Source organism: Candidatus Nanoarchaeia archaeon (assembly GCA_035290625.1).
Taxonomy (GTDB): domain Archaea; phylum Nanobdellota; class Nanobdellia; order Woesearchaeales; family DATDTY01; genus DATDTY01.
Genome location: DATDTY010000001.1, coordinates 1 through 21904, shown reverse-complemented (window position 1 = coordinate 21904; position 21904 = coordinate 1). Strand labels below are relative to the sequence as shown.

Below are 21904 nucleotides of genomic sequence, written 5' to 3'. Positions count from 1 at the left end.
TTTAAAAGTTTATGTGTAAAAATGGGGTTGGTGCGAAATTCTCGCAATGCTCGGGTTGCCATCGAGTTCGCACATGGCATATATCTCTGTGATAATCGACATTCGTCCTCCATGGGGCATCCCCCTCGATGTCGATGCTTATTCATTAGCGATGTTGCTCACAAAATGATGGCAACCTTCAATTTCGCACCAACCTCCATCAAAATAAAAACCCTTAAAAAGATGAGGAATATGAGTGGTTGGATGAAGATTGATTCGTCCTATGGGCCAGTAATCCTCAGGATAAGCCTGGGAATCTTTCTGCTCTGGTTTGGGGTGTGGCAGGTGGCGTCTCCGGACAACTGGGCTTCCTATGTTCCTGGCTGGGCTGATGCTGTTGCAAACACAACCCTGCTTGTCGCTGCAAATGGAGTATTTGAAATTGCTTTGAGCCTTCTGCTCCTGTCAGGATTTATTGTGAGGGTTGCAGCTTTCATTGCCTTTATCCATGTGCTCTTTATTGCCATCAATCTTGGATATAATGATGTGATGGTGAGGGATCTTGCCCTTGCTGCCGGGTTTTTTGCTGTGTTCTTCAATGGGCCTGACAGGCTCTCAAAGACCTAAATCTTTTTATATCAGTTGTGCTGGTAGCTGGTCTATGCAACATGCAAGGATAAAAACAGGCATTCCGGGGCTGGATGAGATTCTCTATGGCGGAATTCTTCAGGGCAACTGTGTCCTTGTGACTGGCGCGCCTGGAACCGGAAAAACAATGATGACGATGCAGTTCATGATTGCTGGAGCCAAGCTTGGGGAGCCCGGGCTGTACATAACCTCAGAGGAAGAAGTTGATTCGATCCGCGAGACGGGCAGGGAGATATACCCCGGCCTGGATGATCTGGAACGGAAAGGCCTGCTTACCTTCATCAAACAGTCAATCTCGTCAAAAAAGCTGATGTCGATTGTCACTCCTCTTGAGATCATCAAGAAAAAGCGGATCAAACGCGTCGTGCTGGATTCTTTGACCCTCTTCGGCTATATCCATGTGGCAGGGGAGATGGACTACAGGAAGGAAGTGCTTGACTTTATCCTGCGAATGAAAGAAGCGAGTGTCACGCTTGTGGCCACAGCAGAGAAGCCCTTTACGCATCTTGATGAGCTTGAGTATGAGCCTGAGGACTTTCTCTTCGATGGGCTGATCCTCCTCTCAAAGGTGCGGAGATCCTCGTCATTTGAGCGCATCCTTACGATAGCAAAAATGCGGAACCAGGACCATATGCTTGACATCTACCCCTTTACCATAGATGGAAAAGGCGTCAAGATATTCCATGACCAACTGCCCTTTTCTTTGTTCGAGAAGGACTTTAAGAAAGAGGGGTAGGCAATGCCGCGGGTCTCTTCAGGAATTTCCAAGCTTGATACGCTGCTGCAAGGCGGGTTTCAGAAGAATTCTATCAATCTTGTTGCGGGAACCGCTGGCTCGGGAAAAAGCATCTTTGCCATCCAATTCCTTGTAGAGGGATTTAAGAAGGGAGAATCTGGGATCTACATCACTTTTGAAGAGAAGAAGGAAAAGGTATACGAGTCGATGCTGGAATTTGGCTGGGATCTGGCGAAATACGAGAAAGAAGGGAAGTTCTCATTCCTTGAGTATACTCCTGAGCAGGTAAAGAAGGTGCTGGTTGAAGGGGGGGGCATTATTGAGCATATCATCGAAAAGATGAAGGCGAAGAGGCTGGTTATTGATTCAATAACATCATTTGTGCTGCTGTATGAGGATGAGCTTACAAAGAAGGAGGCTGCGCTTGCGTTATTCGAGCTGATCAACAAATGGGACTGCACTGCTGTGCTTACAAGCCAGGGAAATGTGACTGATGAAAGCGTGACTGCAGCGATGGAGTTTGAGGTGGATGGGATCATCTTTCTTTACCACAGGAAGCAGAAAGGAGTAAGAAACAGGGCGCTCGAAGTGATCAAGATGAGGGGAACAAAAATTCCTGACAAGACGTTTCCTTTCGACATCACAAAGGAAGGCATAGAGGTTGACACGTCAAAGACAGTGGAGTGACGCAGTTCAGGGTAAGCGGTTCACTTGTGCCCTTCATCCTAACCTTCACTATAATCATCTTCTGTTCAGAGTTTGAGGCCTTCACGTCTTACACGAGTGGCAGATCAAGGAGATTCCTCATGGCAGATGTTTCTGGGGGTGTAAGGAGACTCAACATGTCTTATAATGACGGGTTCCAAGAACGTTGGCTCCATAAACGTGCCTGATCCTGTGTATCTGAGATAACGTGTATCTTCGGGGAAGTTAGGATCAAATACCTCAATAAGGCCTACATCATCACAGGAATGCGCAAAAATTGAATGGGAGGGCCCCAAAGCAGTGCCGACAATTGATATCATAGGCGTTTCGCCATCGAGTATTCGATCGAGAAGATCAAAATAATTTATTTCCTGCTCCTCGATTTGCAGCAGAGATTGTGGATTAGTATACTCAAACCATCTCGCAAACAGCGTGCCTCTCCTTTCTAGGGTCCCCTCTCTCGCCATACATTCCTTCAGTTCCTGATTCTGCTCACGATGGAATCTCGTCGTCTCTGAGAGGGGTGAATGGCTCCCTCTTGGGTATACTGCTGTTAATAATTCGCTAAAGGTCTGGCAGGGAACTTCAAAGCATCCTTCACCTCTTATCATGTCAGCATATTCTCTCTGAGATATCTTACAGTCGCCTCCCACGAACTTTCCATCACTGAAAAATCTGTTGACTGTGGAGGATATGCCTAAACAAATGCCCTGTTCGTTTCCATAAATTGGGCTTTCCACTGGTGGTGCGTCCTCAGGGGGGTTAAATTGCCTAAATACAGATTTTGATGCAGAACACGCATACCCGTAATACCTTTGCTTGAGAGAAAAGAGGATATCCTCAGATGCATCTCCGTTATATCTATTAAAGAAAACTCTGCATCTATCAAATACGCTGTCAAAATTCCTGGCGAATCTCTTAGCCCCTTCAAATATGTCTGTATCACTGACCTCAGTCCCTTCATTAAAATCTTCCGCTGTGAATGGAGCATACCTTCCCTCCCGAACATGAGACCGCAGGATATCCTCCTTTTTCCTTTCAAGTATTGAAAGCTGCAAGTCTATGACCCGGTTAACAATGATTGCGCAGCTTCCTGTTGGAATCCGCCCATAGATGTCTGCAAATGTCCCTCCTTCCTGAGGATGCAGGCCTCCCAGCCCCGGATTCTCCGAGCATTGCTCCAAAAAATCTGCTGCAAGGCGCCCTGTATATGTTGGATCAAACTCAGGAAGCTCCTCTTCATTGAGATACCTTCTATCCACATGATGGATCCTTGAATCATAATACCCTCCTTCCTTCAAAAGCCTGAAAAATGCTATCTCTTCTGCTACTTCTCTTAATTCTTCAACAACATCCTCAAGGCCGCATGCGCGAACTCCTGGATCTTCAGCAAACTCAAGGCGGAAGTCAGGTCCAGGGTACTGTATTTCCTGAGTATAGTCGTCCTCATTCCAATCGCCGGTTTCCCAGTTGTCAAGAGGCGGATACAAAGTAGTCTCGTCAATAATCCCTCTGAGTTCCATGGATGTGAACTTCGAGCTTACAATATCCCTGCTGACCATCAGTCCGCAAAATAAGATGCCAGCCTCTTCACAAGCATCTGATTCAGGCAGATCTGCGGCTTTCCCAACAAATGTTTCTTCGGGAAAGGTAATCTGTGCTGCAAACAGGGCAAGAATCAAGAATGCGCAGAGCAGCAGAAGTTTTGGTCGAACCTTCGTGTTCATCATTAATCACAGAAAGATATTCTATTTAAAGGTTTAGGATGCCTAGGGCTTCCCTGAAAATCTCTTCGAGGTTGCTGTGGCTTGCAAGCGAGCAATGCGAGCTTGCTCGCTAGCCACCGGCTCGGCTGCAAAGATCTTCTGGAGGACCGACATTCCCCGGGTGGGACGACCCCCTTGTCGGTTTGGCGTCTCAGCGTATAAGAGCCTCACGAATTGACGGCAACTACATTTTCAGGGAAGCCGGATGCCTATCTGCAGCTTACCCAAACAGCCCGCCCAATGCATGCGAGACAATATACCTGGAGGCGAAGAAGAGGGAGAGGCTTAGGAAGAGCAGGGGTATCATAAACTTGAATCCCTCGCTTTCCTTGCCTTTGCTGATAAGGCCGAGGACAAAGCTTGCAAGCAGGCTTGTGGTGATCAAGGATATGACTGAAAACTGGATCACAAAAGCTGGAGAGATGCTGATCTTCGACAGGGAGATAGGCAATGCTGTCACAGTTGGAGGCAGATCAATGCTAGAGATGTTCTCTGAGAGCACTTCAACAAGGTAAGAGCTCAGGCCAAAGAGCACAGGAGAAGCGATTCCAGCTGCGATAAAAATAAAGATGACATACATATTGACGCTCGCCCTCACCTTCTTGTCTACAATGGACTGGCGCCTCAGGTCAGCGGCGGTATGCTCAAGAAGCATGGCAAGCTGGCCTCCTGAGCGTGTGCCTGAGGTGATGAGCTCAACAACTTTCTCCAATCTCTGGCTCTTGATATGGCGAGTCATTTCATGGAGGCTATCTTCAAGCTCCTCTCCAAGCATCACCTTCTTCCCGACCAGATTGATCTCATGGGCCAAAGGCCCGAACTCAGGCCTTGAGGACATGAACAATGCCCGGTCATTTGTCATTCCAGCCCTCAGATTGGAGGCCATGAGCTGGAGCGCATCAGGAAGCACGCTTTCAACAAGCTTTGCAGTCCTCTCGGCAGAGAGGAGGAGCAGGATAAAGAGCAGAGCCTGGAGCAGGAACAGAGCCAGGAGGAAGACAAGCAGCGCTGAAATGCTGAACAGGTATCCAAGGCCAAAGCCTGCAAGCAAGGCAAGGAGAAGGGTGGTCAGGGCTGTAAATCCGATAAGGCTGTCACGCTCTGTCCTGATTTTGGAATAGGACAAGAGTTTCTCAAGGCGTTTCTTCAATGGAGCAGGGTAGAGCTTTCCGATATACTGATACATGCTATCCTCCGATGAGATTTGGCCGCTTGGTGCGGATAAGGCCAAGGAACATGATTTGGAAAAAGATGACAAAGGCATACATCCCCCAAAACATAATCTTAGTGCCTGATTCAGACAAGGCAATGAATGAGGAGATGATAACCATGAAGGTCATGCCTAGGGCAGGGATAATCACCGCTATAATCATGTAGAACATCGCCAGAGGATTGAGCTGTGAGCCATAGGTCTCTATCTGGATTGTCTGCTCCTGGCTGATGCTGTGGGTGACTTCTTTCAGGACTGTGTCCACCTGGCTTCCTGCAGTGATGCCGTTCACAATCTGCCAGATTGCCCTCCGGAAATAGAACGATGGATTTTCCTCAGCAAGCTTCTCAAGGCTTTCAACTTCGGGGATTCCTGCATTGATGGCTTTCACTGCTTTTTTGAACTCAAGGGAAACTGCGCCATACTGCTCGTTAGCAATACTCACCAATGCCTCAAAAAGAGGAACGCCTGAATTCACGTGAATCAGCATTGTCCGTAAGGCGGGAAGCAGGTTCTGGTCAATGTCCTTGATCCTGCGGCTGGAAATGACTCTTGGATACATCACCTGCTCAATGAAGATAAATGCAGAAAAGAGGAGCATAATGCTGAGACCTACAAGGATTGCAGCATCCACTCTAAAGAGCAGAAGGAGCCCTGACAGGACAAATGTTCCTGCAAAAAAAAAGGAAAGCGTGCTGAGGATGCACAACGCAAGATACTCCCTGGGTTTTACTCCAAGCTCAGATTGGAGGAGGGAGAGTCTCAAAAACGGAAAGAACCTCTCAGCCATGCTGCCAAGCCAGAGGAAACGGCGGCTCCCTTTCTCCAATATTGCAGGAGGGAGCAAGGAAAAGGGAATCTTGACGCTGTTCATTGCTACTCCAATAGCTGTTTTGGGCTCTTGGCAGCCAGGACATGGCTGACCACTGCCTTTTCGTCCAGATAATATTTCCTCATGATTTTACCGACGCTCTGGACATCCCTAAGATTATGCTTGACCATGTAGTTCAGGATTTTCTCCTTGATTTTGAGGTCTTTTGCGATTTCAGCATATGTCATGCCGGTATGTCTTGCCAGATTGTCAAAGAAGCGGGTTGGCTTGTTGTGCTCAACCATGGCGTCTGATTCCGGCTTCCATCTGTAGAGGATCCCAGGCTGCGGCGTTGCGGATTCAGTCTCTGTAATAAACTCCCCTACCTGGTATATCCTTCTGATCCCCTTCCTTCTATCCCTGAACATCACCACATTGAGGTTGACTGCAGAAAGCAGGTTTGGAGGAACGTTGATTGGCGGGTGGATCAGCCGCTGAATCGTTTCTCCAATCGAGTCTGCATGCAGGGTTGCATAGACGCTATGACCTGTATGCATCGCCTCAAAGAGCACTTCTGCATCCCTGCCTTTCCTGATCTCGCCGAGGATGATCCGGTCTGGCCTCATGCGCAGGGCATTGATGAGAAGGTCAAGCATAGTGACTTCTCCTTTTCCCTCGGGGTTAGGCTGTCGTGTCACAAGCGGAGCCCAGTAGAGATACTCAGGAAGCTGGAGCTCACGGGTGTCCTCAATCGAGATAATCCTGTGGTTGAATGGGATAAAGGGCATGATCACATTGAGCAATGATGTTTTTCCTGAGCCTGTGCCGCCGCTTATGAGGATGTTCATCTCATACTGCATGGCAATCCAGATCAGGCTGAAGAGTGTTGAGTCCCCTGTTTTGTTCTGGATGAAGTCGGTTACAGTCCAGGGATCGCGCACAAACTTTCGGATGGTGATTGTGTTGCCCTTGGTGGCTATGGGGTAGAGGACTGCGTTTGCTCTGTCTCCGCTAACAAGGTGTGCATCAAGGAGTGGGTGAAGGGTTGTGATCTGCCTTCCAACGCGCCTTGCGATGATGCTGGAATAGTTCTGGATCTGAGCCTCATCCTTTACAAAGATATTCGTCTCAAGCCAGCCATGCTTTTTGTGGTATACCCGTATCGGCTCTCTGGCAGAGTTGACGATAATCTCCTCAAGCTGGCTGTCCTGCAGCAGGAACTCAATCTTTCCAAGGCCAAGCATCTCATGCGTGAGGTAGGTAACAAGGAGATTCAGCTCTCCGCTTTTTGCTTTTGGAAGCCTGTCGCTGAACAAGGCAAATGCCTTCTGCTTGAACTTTTCCTTGATACTGTCAATCATCTTCGCATCAAGGACTTCAGTTGAGGTGAGGCGAAGCTCTGTAATCAGCTGCTGCTTTATGTCATTCAACAGGGCAATTGTCGCAGGCTTGAATTGCGTGATTACGATATGGTAGAGCGGGGCAGCGCCTGGCTCATGGGATATGGCAACCCTTACAAGCATCCCCTCAGCTTCAATATCGTATTCATCAATGGGTTTTGTCATTGCCTTTTATTCTCACAGTAAACTCTCCAAATGGAGTATAGAGGATCTCAATGAGATTTGAAGACTCAAGGATCTTGGCCCATTCCTCTGCCTTTTTAATGTTGATTCCAAACTTCTGAGCAATCTCCTGCGCCTTAACTATTTTTTTGGCCTGCACAAGGGCATAGAGCCTGTCAAAATCAGTCTCATAGCTTGCAACGCCTTTCACAATGATGTCTCTTGGCTGATGAGTCTCGATTTCCACAGGGGCAAATGTTTTCTTTTTTATCCTGAGCCCAAGCCTGTTCAGAAGCCTTTGCCAGAGGGGGGCTTTTGGAGGGGATTTGGAAGGAGCTTTCTCAGCCAGCCTCACAGGAAGTGTTAAGCGGTAGCTGTAGAGGCTTGCAGCCATGACTATAAGGATTATGACAAAGGTGATCCACTCTGCTGAAACCAGGCTAAAGATGGAGATGAGGATCCCAACATAGAACAAGAAGATATAGAACAGTTGTCTTGGCGTTTTGTGCTTTCTTGGAGGTTTTGGCAACTGCTTGCTTGTCTCCATTGCCTCTTTCTTGGGCGCTGCCTTAGGCAGGGTTCTAAGGGTGTGAGCTTTGGGAGCAGAGTTTGGAGCATTGGCAGATTTTGATTTCCTGATATGAGCTGCCAGGAATGCAAGGTCTATGATAAAAAAGGCGATAAGGACGTAGATCAGCCAGTTTTTGCTGAGGGGCACTCCTGCCAAAGGCTCAATAATCCTTGGGTAGGAGAGGAATATAAGGAAGAGCAGGATACCAAGTGCTATAAGAAAAAAGAGGACAACAGAGACTTTTTTTTGCTGTGCTTTTTCCTCACCAAAGAGGCTCATCTCAAAGACATAAAGGGAGTAGAACAGCATGCCGAGGCCTACAAAGAAAGAACTGGTGTTCTGGCCGATAAATGATGCCCCAAGGAATACGATGCCGATCAGGAACGATAACTCTATCAGAAGCTGGTTATGGCTTGGCAGCAATGCCTTCAAATACTTCATTCCATTCCCCAATCACATTCACAGAATGAGGATTCTTAAACTTGTGTGTTAATTTTGGAGGGGTGAAACCTTACGAATCAGAATAAGGAAGCTTGTTTACTCTCCACTTATTCAATTGTTTTGCCACAGTTGCATCGCTAACTTTTTCCTCTAACTCAGATGCAGCAGGCTCTGGAATCTCAATTTTAAGCAGAGTTTTTTTTCTGGTTCCGTGGTCTTTGACTAAATAATCCATTAACGGATTGATAAAATCGGTTCCGTCAAAAAGTCTCCGAAAGCCTATATCTTCTGCAGCATTTTTATTTCCGCGGATATTAAGAAATACCTCTTGTGTATATCGGTTATACCCTAAATAAAGCTCTTTGGTCATACATATACGAGGGTCTTTCTGGACTATTTAAACATTGTGAACATTTGACTACTTAATAATGCTAAAGTCTATACCGTGTTCCAAAGAAGGTGTGTTCCCCTTGGAGTAATCTAGAATTCCTCCTGACATCACTGCTTCCATTTACCCCATCACACAAAACAAAAGAACCCTGCTCTCCACTCATATCGTGAGGGGGATGATAATATATTCCTCGAGAAAGCACTACATGTAAGTCTACCGGCTTACGCATACCAAAATTCTCAATCCATCTCTTTAATCTTCCCATACCATGATCTCTGCAAATCTCTACTCCAACATTGATTCCATTCCAATCTGCCCCCCCTTGGTTATTCCCAGTGATATGAACAAGTCCCTCGGTATCAGCAACGTATTGATCCTGGCGATCAGTAGTTTCCTTAAAATACTCTTTGAGCACTCTTCCATCTGACACAATTGGCGATGAATTGTATAGCTGTCCATTGTCTTTCCAAAGAAACGTTCCGGGCAGTACAAGAGTGCTGCTCCCCTCAGACGCGCCCCTAATCCTCTCAACAAGTCTGTCTTTGCCTTCTTTAGGCAAGACAGGCTTAGTAGAAAATGCGGCTTCAGGAGCAACAATAACATCATAATCAGATACAGATTCTTCTATTGCTAGCATAAAATATGCTATATCAGATCCATCAGGATACGTAGGTTCATCTATAGCTAATAGTCGTATTTCCATACAAATATACACAGAAACGTCCCTTTATAAATCTTTCTATTTTAATCACTTAGAAGTAATAACTTAACCAACCCTCACATCACTCACCTTGCTTATCCCATACTGAGAGAAGTTGAACCTGAGCATGGAAGGGAAAACAACTGGGGGGGCGTTTCCTGAGTAGGAGGCTGTAAGCCTGAACAGCAGGGTCTCTGCCGATGAGCCTATTGTTAAGTTATCGTCATCCCAGCTTATCTCAAGGTCTCCTGCAAGGTTTTCAAGCTCGATGCTTCCAGGATTGCTGAGGTTGACATCACGGCTTTCAGACCTGAGCCAGCCGGTTGATGATTCAACAATGACTGAAAGGCTGGTTGCTCCGCTGCTCCATTGCTCTATGTCAATGGTTGCATTGCTCTGGTTGGAGAGGAAATAAAGCTCATAGGATGCAACAGAAGGCGAGTGCCTGATCATAATGACCCTAGAGCCAAAGGAATCCTGCGTGTAATTGAATCCTGCAGAGAGTGTGAAATCTGCGCTCAGATTAAGGTAGCTCCTGTTTTCAGTGATAAAGCGACTGAGGCGGCCAAGCTCCTGCCTGTAGGTCTCATTTAGGTTGTTTGGAAGGGATTGGGTAATGATGACCTGGTTTTGAGTGGCTGCAACACTGACTGCTGAACTCTGGCTGAAGACTGCCTGCACGCTTTTTTCGATGGACATCTCAAGAGCATGGATGCGCTGAAAGATGGCAACTGTAGGGATGATCGCCTCGCTTTCCTTGGATTCCTGATCTCTGGCAAGGATGGCAAGGCCAAGGATGAGCAAGGAGAGCAGGGTGGTGATGAGTGTAAGGAAAACCCCCTTTTTGCCCAGAGTGTTGGAACGCATGCAGGTTATTTGACCCATATCCAAAACCTCACAAGATGGTGCTCAAGGCCTGAAGTGGTGGCAACCATCTCTCCTGCGCCAACAAATCGGTTGCTGGGATTTGAGCCAGTGCTTTCAACAACGCGGTAGCGTGTTGCGTTTGACTGATTGAGCGAGGAGATCGCAAGCCGCATATCATAGTTAACAGGAAGCAGCTGCAGGAGATCATCTTTAATACCCTCCTCGCTTTTCGAAAATGCTCCTTGCTGCTCCAGGACAGCAACGACATCATAGCCAAGCTTCAGCATAGGAACTGCAGAGGCAGTTTCAGGGGTGTACGAGGCGATTGCGACAGCTGCAGACACCATCAGGACAGCTGCGATGCTAACTGCGATTGCTGCATCGAGGCTAAAGACCATAGCCTTAGTGCCAGAGGAGTCCACGAAGGGAGGCTGTTTTGCCATCATACGTCACAATACGGCTTGACTGAACTGATAAGGTTCCGTTAAAGGGCTTTCCATAGGTTAGTATTGAGGTTCCGTCAAGGTAAGCAATATCCAGGAAGAGATCATAGGAGAAAAGGGTGAGGCTATTCTTGAAGGAGGTGTAGGAAATATTAGGGAGAGCTTCGAGCTTTTGTCTGGAAAGATTGTGGTCAGAGGCTGCAAGGCCAATGAGGAGCATTGTGGAAGGGGAGTCTTCCCAGTCAGGAGGATAACCCTGTGTTTGGATAAGGATATCTGTAACCTGGGATGCCTTGAGCTGCATCTCCTTGAGCGCTGCTGTGGTTTCAAAACGGGTGAGATAGAGGTTCCATGTGGATATGAGGATGATCAGGAGCCCGGAAAATATGGCCATGGCCATCAGGAAGCCTGCGATGCCGATCTGAGCCTTATGCTGTTTCATTGCTGATTGTGATCCGATCCTGAACATTCCTAAGGGTGACAGGACCTGTAAACTGATAGTAAGGAGAGATTCCTGTGAAGGTGCAGGTCACGTCAGAGCCAGGCTTTGCCGAGAGGTTCTCGCTGGAGATGTTGGCAATCTCCCGTACATTGATCAAGCTGGTGTTAAAGATGGTGACAAAGTAAGGAGTCGAGGTATGGGCTTCTGCGCCATCGCCTGCTGTTGTGAGTGAGTTAAGGAGAGCTGAGAACTTGAGGCACTCAGACTTCTTGTCCAGGAAGACCTTTGCCTCGCCAAGCTCCCGGTTCCTGTCAAAGATGAAGACGAGGAGCACAAGGAGCAGCAGAAGCATGAACCCAAACCCAAACATATACTCCATGCTGACCTGGCCTCTTGTTCCCATAGCTCTCTTCAGAGATCATGGGTATTTAAGATTTGCTTTGGAGGATTGTTGAAAAGCAGATGCAGCTGAAGCAGTTTTGAGATTTGCGAAAACTTATAAAGAAGGGTATCCTTCTCCTGCCTATGGAAAAGCAAGTCGCTGAAAAATTATTCAATGAACTTGGAAGGCATCCCGGGATTATGGCTCCTCAGCCTGACTTATTCCTGGACGTCCTGGTTTCCGCAGAAGTTCCAGAATCGGAGTTTTACCAGAGTCTGCCGCATAGACAGCAATTGCTTGAGGAACCACTCTGTTATCATTACCTTTCTTTAAGCGGAGTATTTCAAAACAGAAATGCTCAAGACCACTACGTATCACCATGGAAAAGAAGGTATGAAGCTGTTGCATCTGCAATTGGATTAATGCCATCAGACAGCCTGATCAGGAGCCTGAGGGCAGATTGGGGCTTGATTGAAAGTATGGAGAGATGCGAGGATCCATTTTCTTTACTGGCGCAGTTCCAAACCTATGACTATGACAATCCGGAGGAAACATTGTTTATCCTGACCCGGCCGATCTTGGTTATTCCTGATGCCGCAGATGCAAAGAGTATTTACGAATGGGAGGAGGCGCATACCCTACCACTGAAGGAAGTCGGCGCAGTATTTAGACACCAAAAGAGGATTACGATGCAGGATTATCTTTCGCATTAGATTGATTCTCGTTCATTTGCAAATTCGTGATGGAAAACAGGCTGCTGAAGAGGAGAATAGAAACAATTAGATATACATGCAACATAATGCCATCATGTATTACCCGATTGCCTGGCTGCCGAAGTATGTGAATTCTGTGCAGCAGGCCGAAGAGGAACATAAGGCTGAAGATAGAGATAAACAGGCAAGGCAGCAATGGCTTGAGGAGATAGTAAGAAAAAGCCGCAACAAATCGAGGATTTTACATCGTGAACAAGCTGCAATGTGGAGTATGACAGATCCCTGCTCACCCTATAGTTTAAATCAGAACGCTCTTCGTTTTACGCCGAAGCCCCTTTAAGAGAAACAATTATATACCTTCCTTCTCAAAATCCACGAAATGAAAGCCCCGATGGCGTTCCTGTTTCTTCTCCTGCTGGCAGTTTCGGTTGCTGCTGACATTTCAAATCAGTTTATTGACGGGCAACAGGCAACGATGCGTGTGAATATCAGCTCTTCCATCGTGCTTATCCGCGAGAAGGAGCCGAGCAGGATCTCGTATGCTGTTGTCAACCTCAGCTTTTTTCCGCGGGAGGATTACCGGCAGAGCGTGTCCCAGTTTAATGCCACTCCAAAGGCCGAGCAAGGGGCAGAGCTTGTGTACCGATGGATGAATCCAAAGCCAGGAAAGCTTGAGTACAGCATCACATCTGAGGTAACCACACAAAATGAGTTCAGGCGGATTTCAGAGAGAATCAGATTCCCTGCTGCGGAGACTCTTCCTGAATATCTCATCTATACGAGACCCTCGCCTAACATCAATTCTGACAACCCCGAGATCGTCTTCCAGGCATCAAAGCTTGTTGAGGGAGAGGATGATTACCTCCAGGCTGTGCACAGGATAGCTTCATGGATTGAGCAGAATATCCAGTATGACCTCTCAACATTGACTGCAGAGATTTCGCAGAATGCCTCGTGGGTGCTCCAGAACAAGGTAGGAGTGTGCGATGAGCTGACAACCCTCTTCATCGCGATGCTGCGCAGCCTGAATATCCCAAGCAGGTTTGTTTCAGGGCTGGCTTATACAGACTACGGAGGAAAAAACGACTGGGGCCCCCATGCATGGGCTGAGGTCTATGTTCCAGGGTATGGATGGATGGAGTATGATATCAGCTACAGGCAGTTTGGGTTTGTAGACCTCTCCCATATCAAGCTCAAGGAGTCTTTGGATTCCAATGAGCCTTCAACAAAGTTTGAATGGAAGTCAGAGAATGTGGGTCTTAACACCAGCCCTCTCAGCTTCCCGGTTTCGCTTGAGTCGGTTTCCGGAGCTGCAGAAAACCCATTTCTGGCTGAGGGCTCAGCAGTATATGAAAATGTAAATGCTGGATCCTACAACCTCATTGATGTTGCTGTTACGAACAGGAGGGGGTATTATCTGAGCACGGTGGTATCGTTTGCTGCTCCAGCTGAGGTTGCGATTCTTGGAGATGCAAGAGACTATCTCCTTCTTGCTCCCTATGAGACACGGCATGCGACGAAGATTGTGCAGGTCAATGCAAAGCTTGATCCTTCCTATACCTATACTATCCCAATCAACGGCCTTGTTGATTCCAAAGCGATAACAATCAATTTCACTGCTTCCACAAGAGGATCGGCAGTTACGTTAGCTGATGTTGAGCCGGTTAAGGCCCAGAAGGATAGGGAGACAACACCGGACCTTAGCCTGGCATGCAAAGCAGACAAAGAGGCATATTACGTCAATGAGACGATGATACTTGCATGCGAGGTGAAGAACACAGGCAATGCTTTCCTGGAGGATGTGCGCATCTGCTTCAAATCATCCTGCAACCAGGTTGACCTTGGCATCACCCAGCAGAAGAACGTGCAGCTCACAGTGCTGTCAGAAAAAGCAGGAAAGGGCGTGTTTCCTGTTACTGCGTCAAATAAGGCTGTCAGCCAGGTTGCAGATGTTGACCTTGATATCCAGGAAGTCCCTTCTTTCAGTATCCAGAATATTGCAGCACCGGAGGAGGTCAGCTTTAAACAGAACTTTGAGCTTCGCTTTGAGGTTGTTCCAGAGAGTTCTCCTGGCTATGCTATGAACGTGGAAGTTGATTTTGCAGGAGGGAAGCAGGTTTGGAAGCTCGAACAGCTTGACCACACCCAGGGGTTTGTGCTGCAGTTAGCAGGATCAGACCTTAATCAGGGAAGGAATAGCCCCGGGATACGCATTACGTATAAGGACAGGAATGGAAAAACATACCTCTTAACAGGCCAGGCAGTTGTGAGCCTTACGAATCTCAGCCTTCTTGAAAAGGCGCAGCACTTCTTCCTAAAAGCAGGGAGATGGTTTCGGGGCTGATTGCTGGCTCCATCCAAAACCTCCTTTCAGTCGGGTTGCCAATGAAACTACTCTTTGTATTTTCAAGTGCTACTGCCGGGGGGCTAGAACTCGGGTTTAATGCTCACTCTGATTCTTGCGTTTTTGTTTTAAGATGTGAGTTCTTGTTTACATAGTTTTCGCGGAGATTTTTGAGTTGATAGTCCTATCCCCTTTATTATCCCTGTCACTTGTTTCGTCAAAATAGCACATTCTTTTACTTTAAATGCTTTCTACGTGATATTATATCAGTTTACACCTCAAAGGTTGTAATAAACGTTTAAATAGAACCGTGCTTTTGGATTAGAAAGGTTGTTAATCGAGTTTGGGGGAATACGATTAAAAAGGCGAGTGTGGTAAAGATAGGTGGACTTAGTTTAGGTCTGATATTTGCCGTAATCTTCATCTTAGGCTCACTAAGCGTTCTCAGCAACAGCCCACCTATTTTCGGAGTCCGTACGGATGAAGGGTTTGTTCCTCTGAAAGGAGAAGTTCAGCCAGACGATATCGTTCAGTTTAACAAGAATAAGCTTAACACAAAGACAGAAGAATACTTAGAAACTGCCATCAATAGGAGCGAAGAGAAGCTATACATTGTCAAGTTTAAGAATGAAATAAAGACAAATAAACTGAATAAAGTTAATGTCGGCAAAGAATATGCAGCATTCAAGGCAGCCAGAATTCAGACAGATTATGACAATATTGTTGAGCTATTAAATGATTCTGATGTAGAGTATGTTGAGTTAGATCAGGAGGTTTCTTTATTGGAAGATTCTATTCCCTATGGCATTACTGCTGTTCAGGCTCCTTCTGTATGGAACAGTTCAAAAGGAGATGGTGTAAAGATAGCGGTTCTGGATTCAGGAATTGCACAGCATACCGATCTCCAAATTGCAGGAGGCTATGCTGTTGTTTCGCAGGATTATGCAGATACTTTTGGGCATGGAACTTCTGTTGCAGGAGTTATTTCGGCTTTGTTAAATGAAGAAGGGATTGTAGGAGCGGCACCTGAAGCTTCAATATACGCAGTAAAGATCATGAATACCTCTCTTGGAGATTTATCTGATGCGATTGCTGGTTTGCAATGGGCAATTGACAATGATGTGGACATTGTTTCCATGAGTTTTGGCTTTAATGACTATTCTCAGATATTCAAAGAAGCTGTGGAAGAAGCCTACAACAATGGAATCATCTCGATAGGATCTTCAGGAAACAATGGAGGGGCAGTTGTATACCCTGCCGCATATACTGAGGTCATAGCAGTTGGAGCAGTTGATTCTTCTAACCAAAAAGCTTCTTTCAGTTCGTATGGGCCTGAGCTTGAGCTTGTTGCTCCGGGAGTTGATATTCAATCAACGGCATTAGGCAATGGATATGATAGCTATTCCGGAACCTCAATGTCTGCTCCGCATGTTGCTGGTGTTGCAGCTTTGATAAAAGCGCATAATACAAGCCTGACGAATGTTCAGATAAGAGGAAAATTGCAGAATGACGCTCTTGATTTAGGCTTCTCTGGAAAGGATGATGAATACGGATTTGGATTGGTTCAGGCGAATCTTGAGAGCCAAGAGTATAATACAACTCAGGAAAGTTATTTCTACGAGATCTTCAACATCTGGAATTACAACACTCCTGAAGAAGAGATTGTCTTCTGGCTGAACGGGACTGGAACGATTGATGATGTTATTTTTACTGAAGGATATTATCTGGTGAAGAAATATTTAGGTGAAGAAGTAATTGAGATTAAATTACAAGTTAAGGAAGATGGAACTGTTCTGTTGCTTTGGACTTTACGACTTTATGATGACTTCACCAAAGATTCCACCTCTGATGATGGAAATGTTTGGGTAAATGGAAACTTGACTACGGTATACATAGACCCATATCCTCCTTATCTAGAAGGAGAGTGCTACGATTACGATGATGATAATATCTTTGAAGAATGTTATTATAAAGATAGTACTGCTAAAAGCCAGTGTGAAGCATATAGCCAGACTTTAGCCCAATCGTATCCTTTTGGAAAAACATTTTACAATTATTGCGCGTTAGGACAAGGACCTTGCTTGCAGGGAACGGAGCAGAACCATTCTATAGATACTTCGGCCCCAAAAGATAGCGCAGTGGCACTATATTTATATGTGGACTGCGATAATAGTGAAGGGAGGAGATCAGATTCTGGACGTCAAGAGGACTACTACACAATCTATGACAGAAAATGGGCAGTATGCCAGACAGCATCTACTTACTACCTCCGGGGCAGGTATGATAGCACATATCCTACTGCTCCAAGTACGGAGAATTATAATACGACGTTCACCTGCCCTGCGGGAACTGTCTGCAATTCAGGATTAGACGAGCAATGGGTTGCAGCTCAAAACGGAACCATCCCCAATCCTTGCGTTTCAGGAAGTGATCTTTATATCAATGAAGAAGATATCCAAGTCTTAAAACAAGGTTCTCAAACTAATTTTACTGTAACTGTTCATGCCTTAAACGTTAATAGGAGTAATGTAGTAATAACCTTTTATGGTTTAGTAAATGGCATAGATATCCAGAGAACTTCAAAAACACTCAGCTTTGTCCCATCCGATTCAAGTGCAGTAGTGTCAGCAGTTATGACTGTAAATTTTGATGATATGCGGATAATGGTTGATTCAACCAATCTTGTTACCGAAACAGATGAAACAAACAACTATCCAGAAGTATCTGCTACTAAGATTAGGGCGTATCTAAACATCTCTACCGGCTACCCTTTAGTAGACACTAAGATAGAAACTTTTCTAAAAAAGCATATTGATTCTGTTTCCGAAACTGATACTAACTTCACAATTGCAGTGGGAGACCCTGTAAAGAATAGTTTTGTAAACGAGCACAATGATTATACATTAATGTCCTTGAGATGGTGGTATGATAAAAGACAGAAAAAAGTAAGTTATAATGGCGTTCTGGGAAAAGAGCCTTACAATGCCATAGTTGGTTCATTCTACGACCCCCTTGATAAGAAAACAAGGATCTTCATCTATGGTAATGAGTTAGAAGGGACGATCTCAGGTGTGAAGCGTTTAATTGATGAGAAGGACAAATTCTTTAAGAACCTAGCGAAGAGTAAAGAAACATATTTAGAAAAATATGATGTAGAGGCATATTCTATTTGGGATTATTTGCGGAATACCAACAACGCCGACTATCCCTACGACGGAACCGATTTTCCAAATTTTGTTGAATATATTTTCAATAATGAATTATTTGAAGAGGAGCTTTATTACGTTAAAGAACCAGGACAAAATACTGCATTGAGACTAAAGCATATCGGTCCTGTATATACAGATGCTTTGAAGAATGCTTCCGGGAAAAATCCAGTTATTTTATCAAGAGGTATTCACAGCAATCTCTTCACTTGGGAAGATTCATTTGGCAGAGATTTGGCTGAAAAGGACAGGAAAGATGTCTGGCTTATTGAAATGGTTGGCGGTCCAAATCAGGATGAAAACTGCGGGGATAATTGTCCAAATTATACATTCACAGATTTGAAAGACAATTACTGGCCGGCTTTAATCGCTGGAGTGCAATACTATTCTGGCTCTGCAAATGCTTCTTATGTAGGATACTCTTTAGGTTGTTCGGCAGCACTGGAATCTTTAGAGAGTTATAACGCAGCAGGAAAGCCAAACGCTGCAACATTATTAGAAGGAACGAGTATTAATCTGGCTGCTAATCCAATGGACACGTTTGTTGCGGTTGCTTGCCCTGGGAATTTTAGCAAACTTACGATATTCTTAGATGCATTTAATGCGACGTGGGAATCAATCAACAATTCATACAATTGGCAGAACCTCCAGCATATAACAACAGATCAATTAAAAAGAAGTGTTCTCTCGAGAAAGCCTATACTGCTGTCTCACGATATTAAAGAGAATATCCTAATCAATGTTCTTGCGTATATCATCCCTTTTGGGGACAATCGTATGTCAAAGAGCATTTACGATTCATTTTATGAATGGGCTAATGATGGTGTTGGGCCTAAAATAGGAGAAAATGTCCAGATTAATAATTTTGCCATTATTGAAGGGAAGGTAACAAATGCGGGAGTAGGATTGCTTCTAATACCCCCCGCGGCCAACGCTGAAGATACTGATCTAGTAGTTACAACAAGCGATCAAAAAGAAATCTGCCAGAATGTTGTTTCGAGTAACAAGAATTATTTGAGTTTTGAGAATAAATTGCATATGGGGCCGTTTAAATTAAGCTTAGGTGAAAGCCCAGTAGTTCAGAAAGTAATTAAAGAATTTTTAGCAAATAATCAATTAATTACTCAGAAGTATATTAACGATTATGTTATCTCAACTCAGCAAGATTGTGAACGGTAGGAGGAAACCAATGGAGAAAAAAAAGGGCTACCTACATAAATTCACTTTAACCGAAAAATTTATTGCATTCTGCATCTCAATCGCAATTTCATATATTACCATAATATCCATCCTACTCCACGATGATTTTCTGGCACTGAGAGACGGAACTCTTTATTTCTTTATTTCTTTATTTCTTTATTTCTTTAGCTTTTATTAAAAATCATATTAGGTTAACAACGTTTTTTTTAATTAAGTTAACAAGAAAAAACCTAAATCTAAGTAAAAAGATTCTTCGAAGTTTCATATTCCCATCAATTTTCTTAGCAGGAGGCTTCCTCACAATTTTTATAATATCTATTTATCAAGTTAGTTTATCTCTTTTACCATCTAGCGATTTTATTACTAATAATTCCATAGCACAAGAGGTAAATTCAAGATATACCCTCCTTATCATTATGATTTTTATAATCTCTATTGCTGTCTTCCAAATAACAAACTTATCAAAAATACAAAGATTAAAGATAAGTGTTTGTATTATCTCTACGCTACTAAGTTTAGTTATAACTTCATTGTCCTTCTTTGTAGTGAGTAGGATACTGATTATACTTTATTGGATTATAATCATATTTACAACTCCTTGGGTGCCTGGTTAAAATGTTGCTGGAAACACAAAAATCAACCGATACCGGAACAGAACAAGGATCATGTTCCAGCTAGGCGGCTAGAAATATGAACCAAACCTTCAAATGGATTCCAACCTTGTTTTTAGTAATAATAAGTCTAACCTCGGTCTCCGCCCTCACCATCGACGAACTCATCGACCAAACCAACTTCGACTATTTCAGAGGAGACATCAATGCTACAAGCTTCTCAGATTCAATGTTCGACTCGAACAGCAATGGGCAGAACGACATCCTAAACATCACTCTGAACTTCAATATGACCGTAAGCAACAACTATAATGTTTTTGTAGATTTGGGAGAAAGCTATGGCGTTATAACAAACAATGACAGTAAATCCTTAGGTTTAGGTACAGGCAGCATGAGCATCACCTTTGACTCAAAGTTATTCAACCAGGATCAGCACAATTATACGGTGAGAATCTATGACAACAATAGCCTGCTTGTCTATAGGAAAGACAATGTTGAAACGTCATCCTATAGCAATTATGAACGAGGAGTCAATATAACCGCAATTACAGATGAAAATATAAATAACGATTTTATCCGAATAAACCTAACCTTAAACGTAACTGAAAGCCAAACGACAAATGTAACTGTATTTCTGCAGTATAACCACTCATATATCTCGGCTTCAGAGCAGGAAACACTGACAGCAGGCTTTCAAACAGTTTCCATTGATTTTGACGATGAAACAATTAAATCAACGCATTATAACAATAATCTTACTGTTGATGTGGTAACAATAGGAGACAAAACCACGGATACTAACCATTCAACCTCAGTTTACAACTATGAAGATTTTGCAAAAACTTCTTACATGAAGAATTTCAGCACAGGAAAGATTGACACAAATCAGAATAATCTTTCAGAGTTCTATCAGGTTAATGTAACTTTGGAGATTAAAGCATATGCAACGTATGAGGTTAAAGGGGAGATATATGATCTCTTTGATACCTACATTGCAAACTTCTCAACGACAGATGCTTACACCACAGGAACGCAGCTTGTTCAGATTAATGTTAACGGAACAGAGTTCTACTCCAGCTATGCAAACGGCCCTTACATGATTAATTCTATTGAATTGTTGAACAGCTCAGGATGGTTGGTTGATTACATCTTCCAGCCTCATACAGACCAGAACGCCTCGTATTATACAGATTATGAACGACCGCCATTGCCGGACTTAACAATAAGTATGGATACAGTATTCACCTCTTCTGCAAATGTAACGGACCTTATGCTTACTGTCTCAAATATCGGAGAAGCGCCTGCATTTGGCGTTTTTACAGACGTATTTGATAATAATACCTATGCGAATAACAGAACCCAATCCTATCTGAATATAAGCGAATCAGTAGTCTATAACTTTTCTATAAGCAATAGTGCCAGCGATACAATATACACTGCAATAGTTGACCTTGGAAACTATGTCGATGAGAGCGACGAAACAAACAATATACTAACCGGTCAACGTGCTCTTTCAATGACTACGCTACAATTGCTCTCTTCCACTGCCTCCCTGGCTACTTTTGAAGCAGTAATCTTGAATAATGGCACAATAGGTATAAACAATATAACGTGGTACATGAATTTCGGTGACGGAAACATAACCAAAAACAATTATAACTTCGATCTTTCCGCAAATGAAGACATCTTTATCTTCGCAGAGCACAACTACAGCTCACCAGGAATCTATACAGTAACTGTTAACGCCTCTGCTGACTCTGTTTCAGACTCGATTTCAGACGTTTTCAACATTGGCAATGTGACTGATGTAAACAAATTCACAATCAAGAATACTTCAGGCAGCAGCATCGCCTGGTTTGGCGACTCAGGAAACGCTGTGATTAAGGGAGCCTTAGAGCAGAACTCCGCTCATGCAAGAAGCGCTGATTTTGCCTTCGTAATAAGAAACAACGGTGAAGATGTTTTAATCATAGAGAATGACGGCAATGTGTATATTGACGGAACTCTCTCTGAAAACCAATCCACAATATCCTCTTCTTTGGATGATACTGATTTCAGAATAAGAAAGGATGGAGAATGGCAGATTGTTGTGAATGAATCAGGCCATGTATTCCTAAAAGGAATGTTAACGCAGAATGGAAATCCATGAGGTGAAAGCATATGAAAAGCAGGGAGA

18 protein-coding genes are annotated in these 21904 nt (G+C 44.3%); 7 read left to right on the top strand and 11 right to left on the bottom strand.

Features of this window, described 5'->3' with window-relative positions; translation table 11 throughout:
• Positions 1 to 243 precede the first annotated feature (243 nt).
• From VJB08_00090 to VJB08_00080, 3 genes are read left to right on the top strand one after another with little or no spacing between them, the layout of a single operon-like run.
• On the top strand, positions 244 to 606 hold the full coding sequence (locus tag VJB08_00090; GenBank protein ID HLD42370.1) for a DoxX family membrane protein: 363 nt from the start codon (positions 244 to 246) through the stop codon (positions 604 to 606).
• 34 nt (positions 607 to 640) lie between these two features.
• Complete coding sequence (locus tag VJB08_00085) at positions 641 to 1363, top strand: ATPase domain-containing protein (GenBank protein HLD42369.1); 723 nt, start codon at positions 641 to 643, stop codon at positions 1361 to 1363.
• Positions 1364 to 1366: 3 nt separating this feature from the next.
• Entirely contained in the window at positions 1367 to 2050 is a 684-nt protein-coding gene (locus tag VJB08_00080) for an ATPase domain-containing protein (GenBank protein HLD42368.1), read from the top strand.
• Positions 2051 to 2154: 104 nt separating this feature from the next.
• On the opposite strand, the gene VJB08_00075 is transcribed toward VJB08_00080, so the two are convergent.
• The 11 genes from VJB08_00075 to VJB08_00025 all read right to left on the bottom strand — a co-directional run bounded on the left by VJB08_00075 (position 2155) and on the right by VJB08_00025 (position 11675).
• Complete coding sequence (locus VJB08_00075; GenBank protein ID HLD42367.1) at positions 2155 to 3795, bottom strand: hypothetical protein; 1641 nt, start codon at positions 3793 to 3795, stop codon at positions 2155 to 2157.
• 259 nt (positions 3796 to 4054) lie between these two features.
• Entirely contained in the window at positions 4055 to 5020 is a 966-nt protein-coding gene (locus VJB08_00070) for a type II secretion system F family protein (GenBank protein HLD42366.1), read from the bottom strand.
• A 1-nt stretch (position 5021) separates the two neighbouring features.
• Positions 5022 to 5918, bottom strand: a complete 897-nt coding sequence (locus VJB08_00065; protein ID HLD42365.1) for a type II secretion system F family protein — start codon at positions 5916 to 5918, stop codon at positions 5022 to 5024.
• Between the two features lie 2 nt (positions 5919 to 5920).
• Positions 5921 to 7420 carry an ATPase, T2SS/T4P/T4SS family gene (locus VJB08_00060; GenBank protein ID HLD42364.1) on the bottom strand — a complete coding sequence of 500 codons (1500 nt, stop codon included), beginning with the start codon at positions 7418 to 7420 and terminating at the stop codon, positions 5921 to 5923.
• Positions 7404 to 8429, bottom strand: coding sequence for a hypothetical protein (locus VJB08_00055; protein ID HLD42363.1), 1026 nt, complete (start codon positions 8427 to 8429; stop codon positions 7404 to 7406). Before VJB08_00055 ends, VJB08_00060 begins: the two co-directional genes overlap by 17 nt.
• 70 nt (positions 8430 to 8499) lie before the next feature.
• A complete protein-coding gene (locus VJB08_00050) occupies positions 8500 to 8799 on the bottom strand; it encodes a hypothetical protein (GenBank protein HLD42362.1) in 300 nt (99 codons plus the stop codon).
• A gap of 61 nt (positions 8800 to 8860) precedes the next feature.
• On the bottom strand, positions 8861 to 9523 hold the full coding sequence (locus VJB08_00045) for a hypothetical protein (GenBank protein HLD42361.1): 663 nt from the start codon (positions 9521 to 9523) through the stop codon (positions 8861 to 8863).
• A 63-nt stretch (positions 9524 to 9586) separates the two neighbouring features.
• The gene (locus VJB08_00040; protein ID HLD42360.1) at positions 9587 to 10405 is read right to left on the bottom strand and encodes a hypothetical protein; all 819 of its coding nucleotides are present in this window, start codon (positions 10403 to 10405) and stop codon (positions 9587 to 9589) included.
• A complete protein-coding gene (locus tag VJB08_00035) occupies positions 10393 to 10785 on the bottom strand; it encodes a hypothetical protein (GenBank protein ID HLD42359.1) in 393 nt (130 codons plus the stop codon). Before VJB08_00035 ends, VJB08_00040 begins: the two co-directional genes overlap by 13 nt.
• 4 nt (positions 10786 to 10789) lie before the next feature.
• Positions 10790 to 11272: a hypothetical protein gene (locus VJB08_00030; GenBank protein HLD42358.1), complete on the bottom strand. Its 483-nt coding sequence runs from the start codon at positions 11270 to 11272 to the stop codon at positions 10790 to 10792.
• Positions 11259 to 11675 (bottom strand): hypothetical protein, encoded by a 417-nt coding sequence (locus VJB08_00025; GenBank protein ID HLD42357.1) that lies wholly within the window; start codon positions 11673 to 11675, stop codon positions 11259 to 11261. Before VJB08_00025 ends, VJB08_00030 begins: the two co-directional genes overlap by 14 nt.
• A 122-nt stretch (positions 11676 to 11797) precedes the next feature.
• Between VJB08_00025 and VJB08_00020 the strand changes: the two genes are divergently transcribed.
• The 4 genes from VJB08_00020 (at position 11798) to VJB08_00005 (ending at position 21877) form a co-directional block, all read left to right on the top strand.
• Complete coding sequence (locus VJB08_00020) at positions 11798 to 12367, top strand: hypothetical protein (protein ID HLD42356.1); 570 nt, start codon at positions 11798 to 11800, stop codon at positions 12365 to 12367.
• 379 nt (positions 12368 to 12746) lie between these two features.
• The gene (locus VJB08_00015) at positions 12747 to 14711 is read left to right on the top strand and encodes a transglutaminase-like domain-containing protein (protein HLD42355.1); all 1965 of its coding nucleotides are present in this window, start codon (positions 12747 to 12749) and stop codon (positions 14709 to 14711) included.
• A gap of 371 nt (positions 14712 to 15082) precedes the next feature.
• Positions 15083 to 19096, top strand: coding sequence for a S8 family peptidase (locus VJB08_00010; protein HLD42354.1), 4014 nt, complete (start codon positions 15083 to 15085; stop codon positions 19094 to 19096).
• A gap of 711 nt (positions 19097 to 19807) precedes the next feature.
• Positions 19808 to 21877, top strand: a complete 2070-nt coding sequence (locus tag VJB08_00005; protein HLD42353.1) for a CARDB domain-containing protein — start codon at positions 19808 to 19810, stop codon at positions 21875 to 21877.
• Positions 21878 to 21904 lie beyond the last annotated feature (27 nt).

Bases quoted from the DNA above. Each gene is read 5' to 3' on its own strand.
- VJB08_00090 (HLD42370.1), top strand. From the start codon at position 244: ATGAAGATTGATTCGTCCTATGGGCCAGTAATCCTCAGGATAAGCCTG.
- VJB08_00085 (HLD42369.1), top strand. From the start codon at position 641: ATGCAACATGCAAGGATAAAAACAGGCATTCCGGGGCTGGATGAGATT.
- VJB08_00080 (HLD42368.1), top strand. From the start codon at position 1,367: ATGCCGCGGGTCTCTTCAGGAATTTCCAAGCTTGATACGCTGCTGCAA.
- VJB08_00075 (HLD42367.1), bottom strand. From the start codon at position 3,795: ATGAACACGAAGGTTCGACCAAAACTTCTGCTGCTCTGCGCATTCTTG.
- VJB08_00070 (HLD42366.1), bottom strand. From the start codon at position 5,020: ATGTATCAGTATATCGGAAAGCTCTACCCTGCTCCATTGAAGAAACGC.
- VJB08_00065 (HLD42365.1), bottom strand. From the start codon at position 5,918: ATGAACAGCGTCAAGATTCCCTTTTCCTTGCTCCCTCCTGCAATATTG.
- VJB08_00060 (HLD42364.1), bottom strand. From the start codon at position 7,420: ATGACAAAACCCATTGATGAATACGATATTGAAGCTGAGGGGATGCTT.
- VJB08_00055 (HLD42363.1), bottom strand. From the start codon at position 8,429: ATGAAGTATTTGAAGGCATTGCTGCCAAGCCATAACCAGCTTCTGATA.
- VJB08_00050 (HLD42362.1), bottom strand. From the start codon at position 8,799: ATGACCAAAGAGCTTTATTTAGGGTATAACCGATATACACAAGAGGTA.
- VJB08_00045 (HLD42361.1), bottom strand. From the start codon at position 9,523: ATGGAAATACGACTATTAGCTATAGATGAACCTACGTATCCTGATGGA.
- VJB08_00040 (HLD42360.1), bottom strand. From the start codon at position 10,405: ATGGGTCAAATAACCTGCATGCGTTCCAACACTCTGGGCAAAAAGGGG.
- VJB08_00035 (HLD42359.1), bottom strand. From the start codon at position 10,785: ATGGTCTTTAGCCTCGATGCAGCAATCGCAGTTAGCATCGCAGCTGTC.
- VJB08_00030 (HLD42358.1), bottom strand. From the start codon at position 11,272: ATGAAACAGCATAAGGCTCAGATCGGCATCGCAGGCTTCCTGATGGCC.
- VJB08_00025 (HLD42357.1), bottom strand. From the start codon at position 11,675: ATGGGAACAAGAGGCCAGGTCAGCATGGAGTATATGTTTGGGTTTGGG.
- VJB08_00020 (HLD42356.1), top strand. From the start codon at position 11,798: ATGGAAAAGCAAGTCGCTGAAAAATTATTCAATGAACTTGGAAGGCAT.
- VJB08_00015 (HLD42355.1), top strand. From the start codon at position 12,747: ATGAAAGCCCCGATGGCGTTCCTGTTTCTTCTCCTGCTGGCAGTTTCG.
- VJB08_00005 (HLD42353.1), top strand. From the start codon at position 19,808: ATGAACCAAACCTTCAAATGGATTCCAACCTTGTTTTTAGTAATAATA.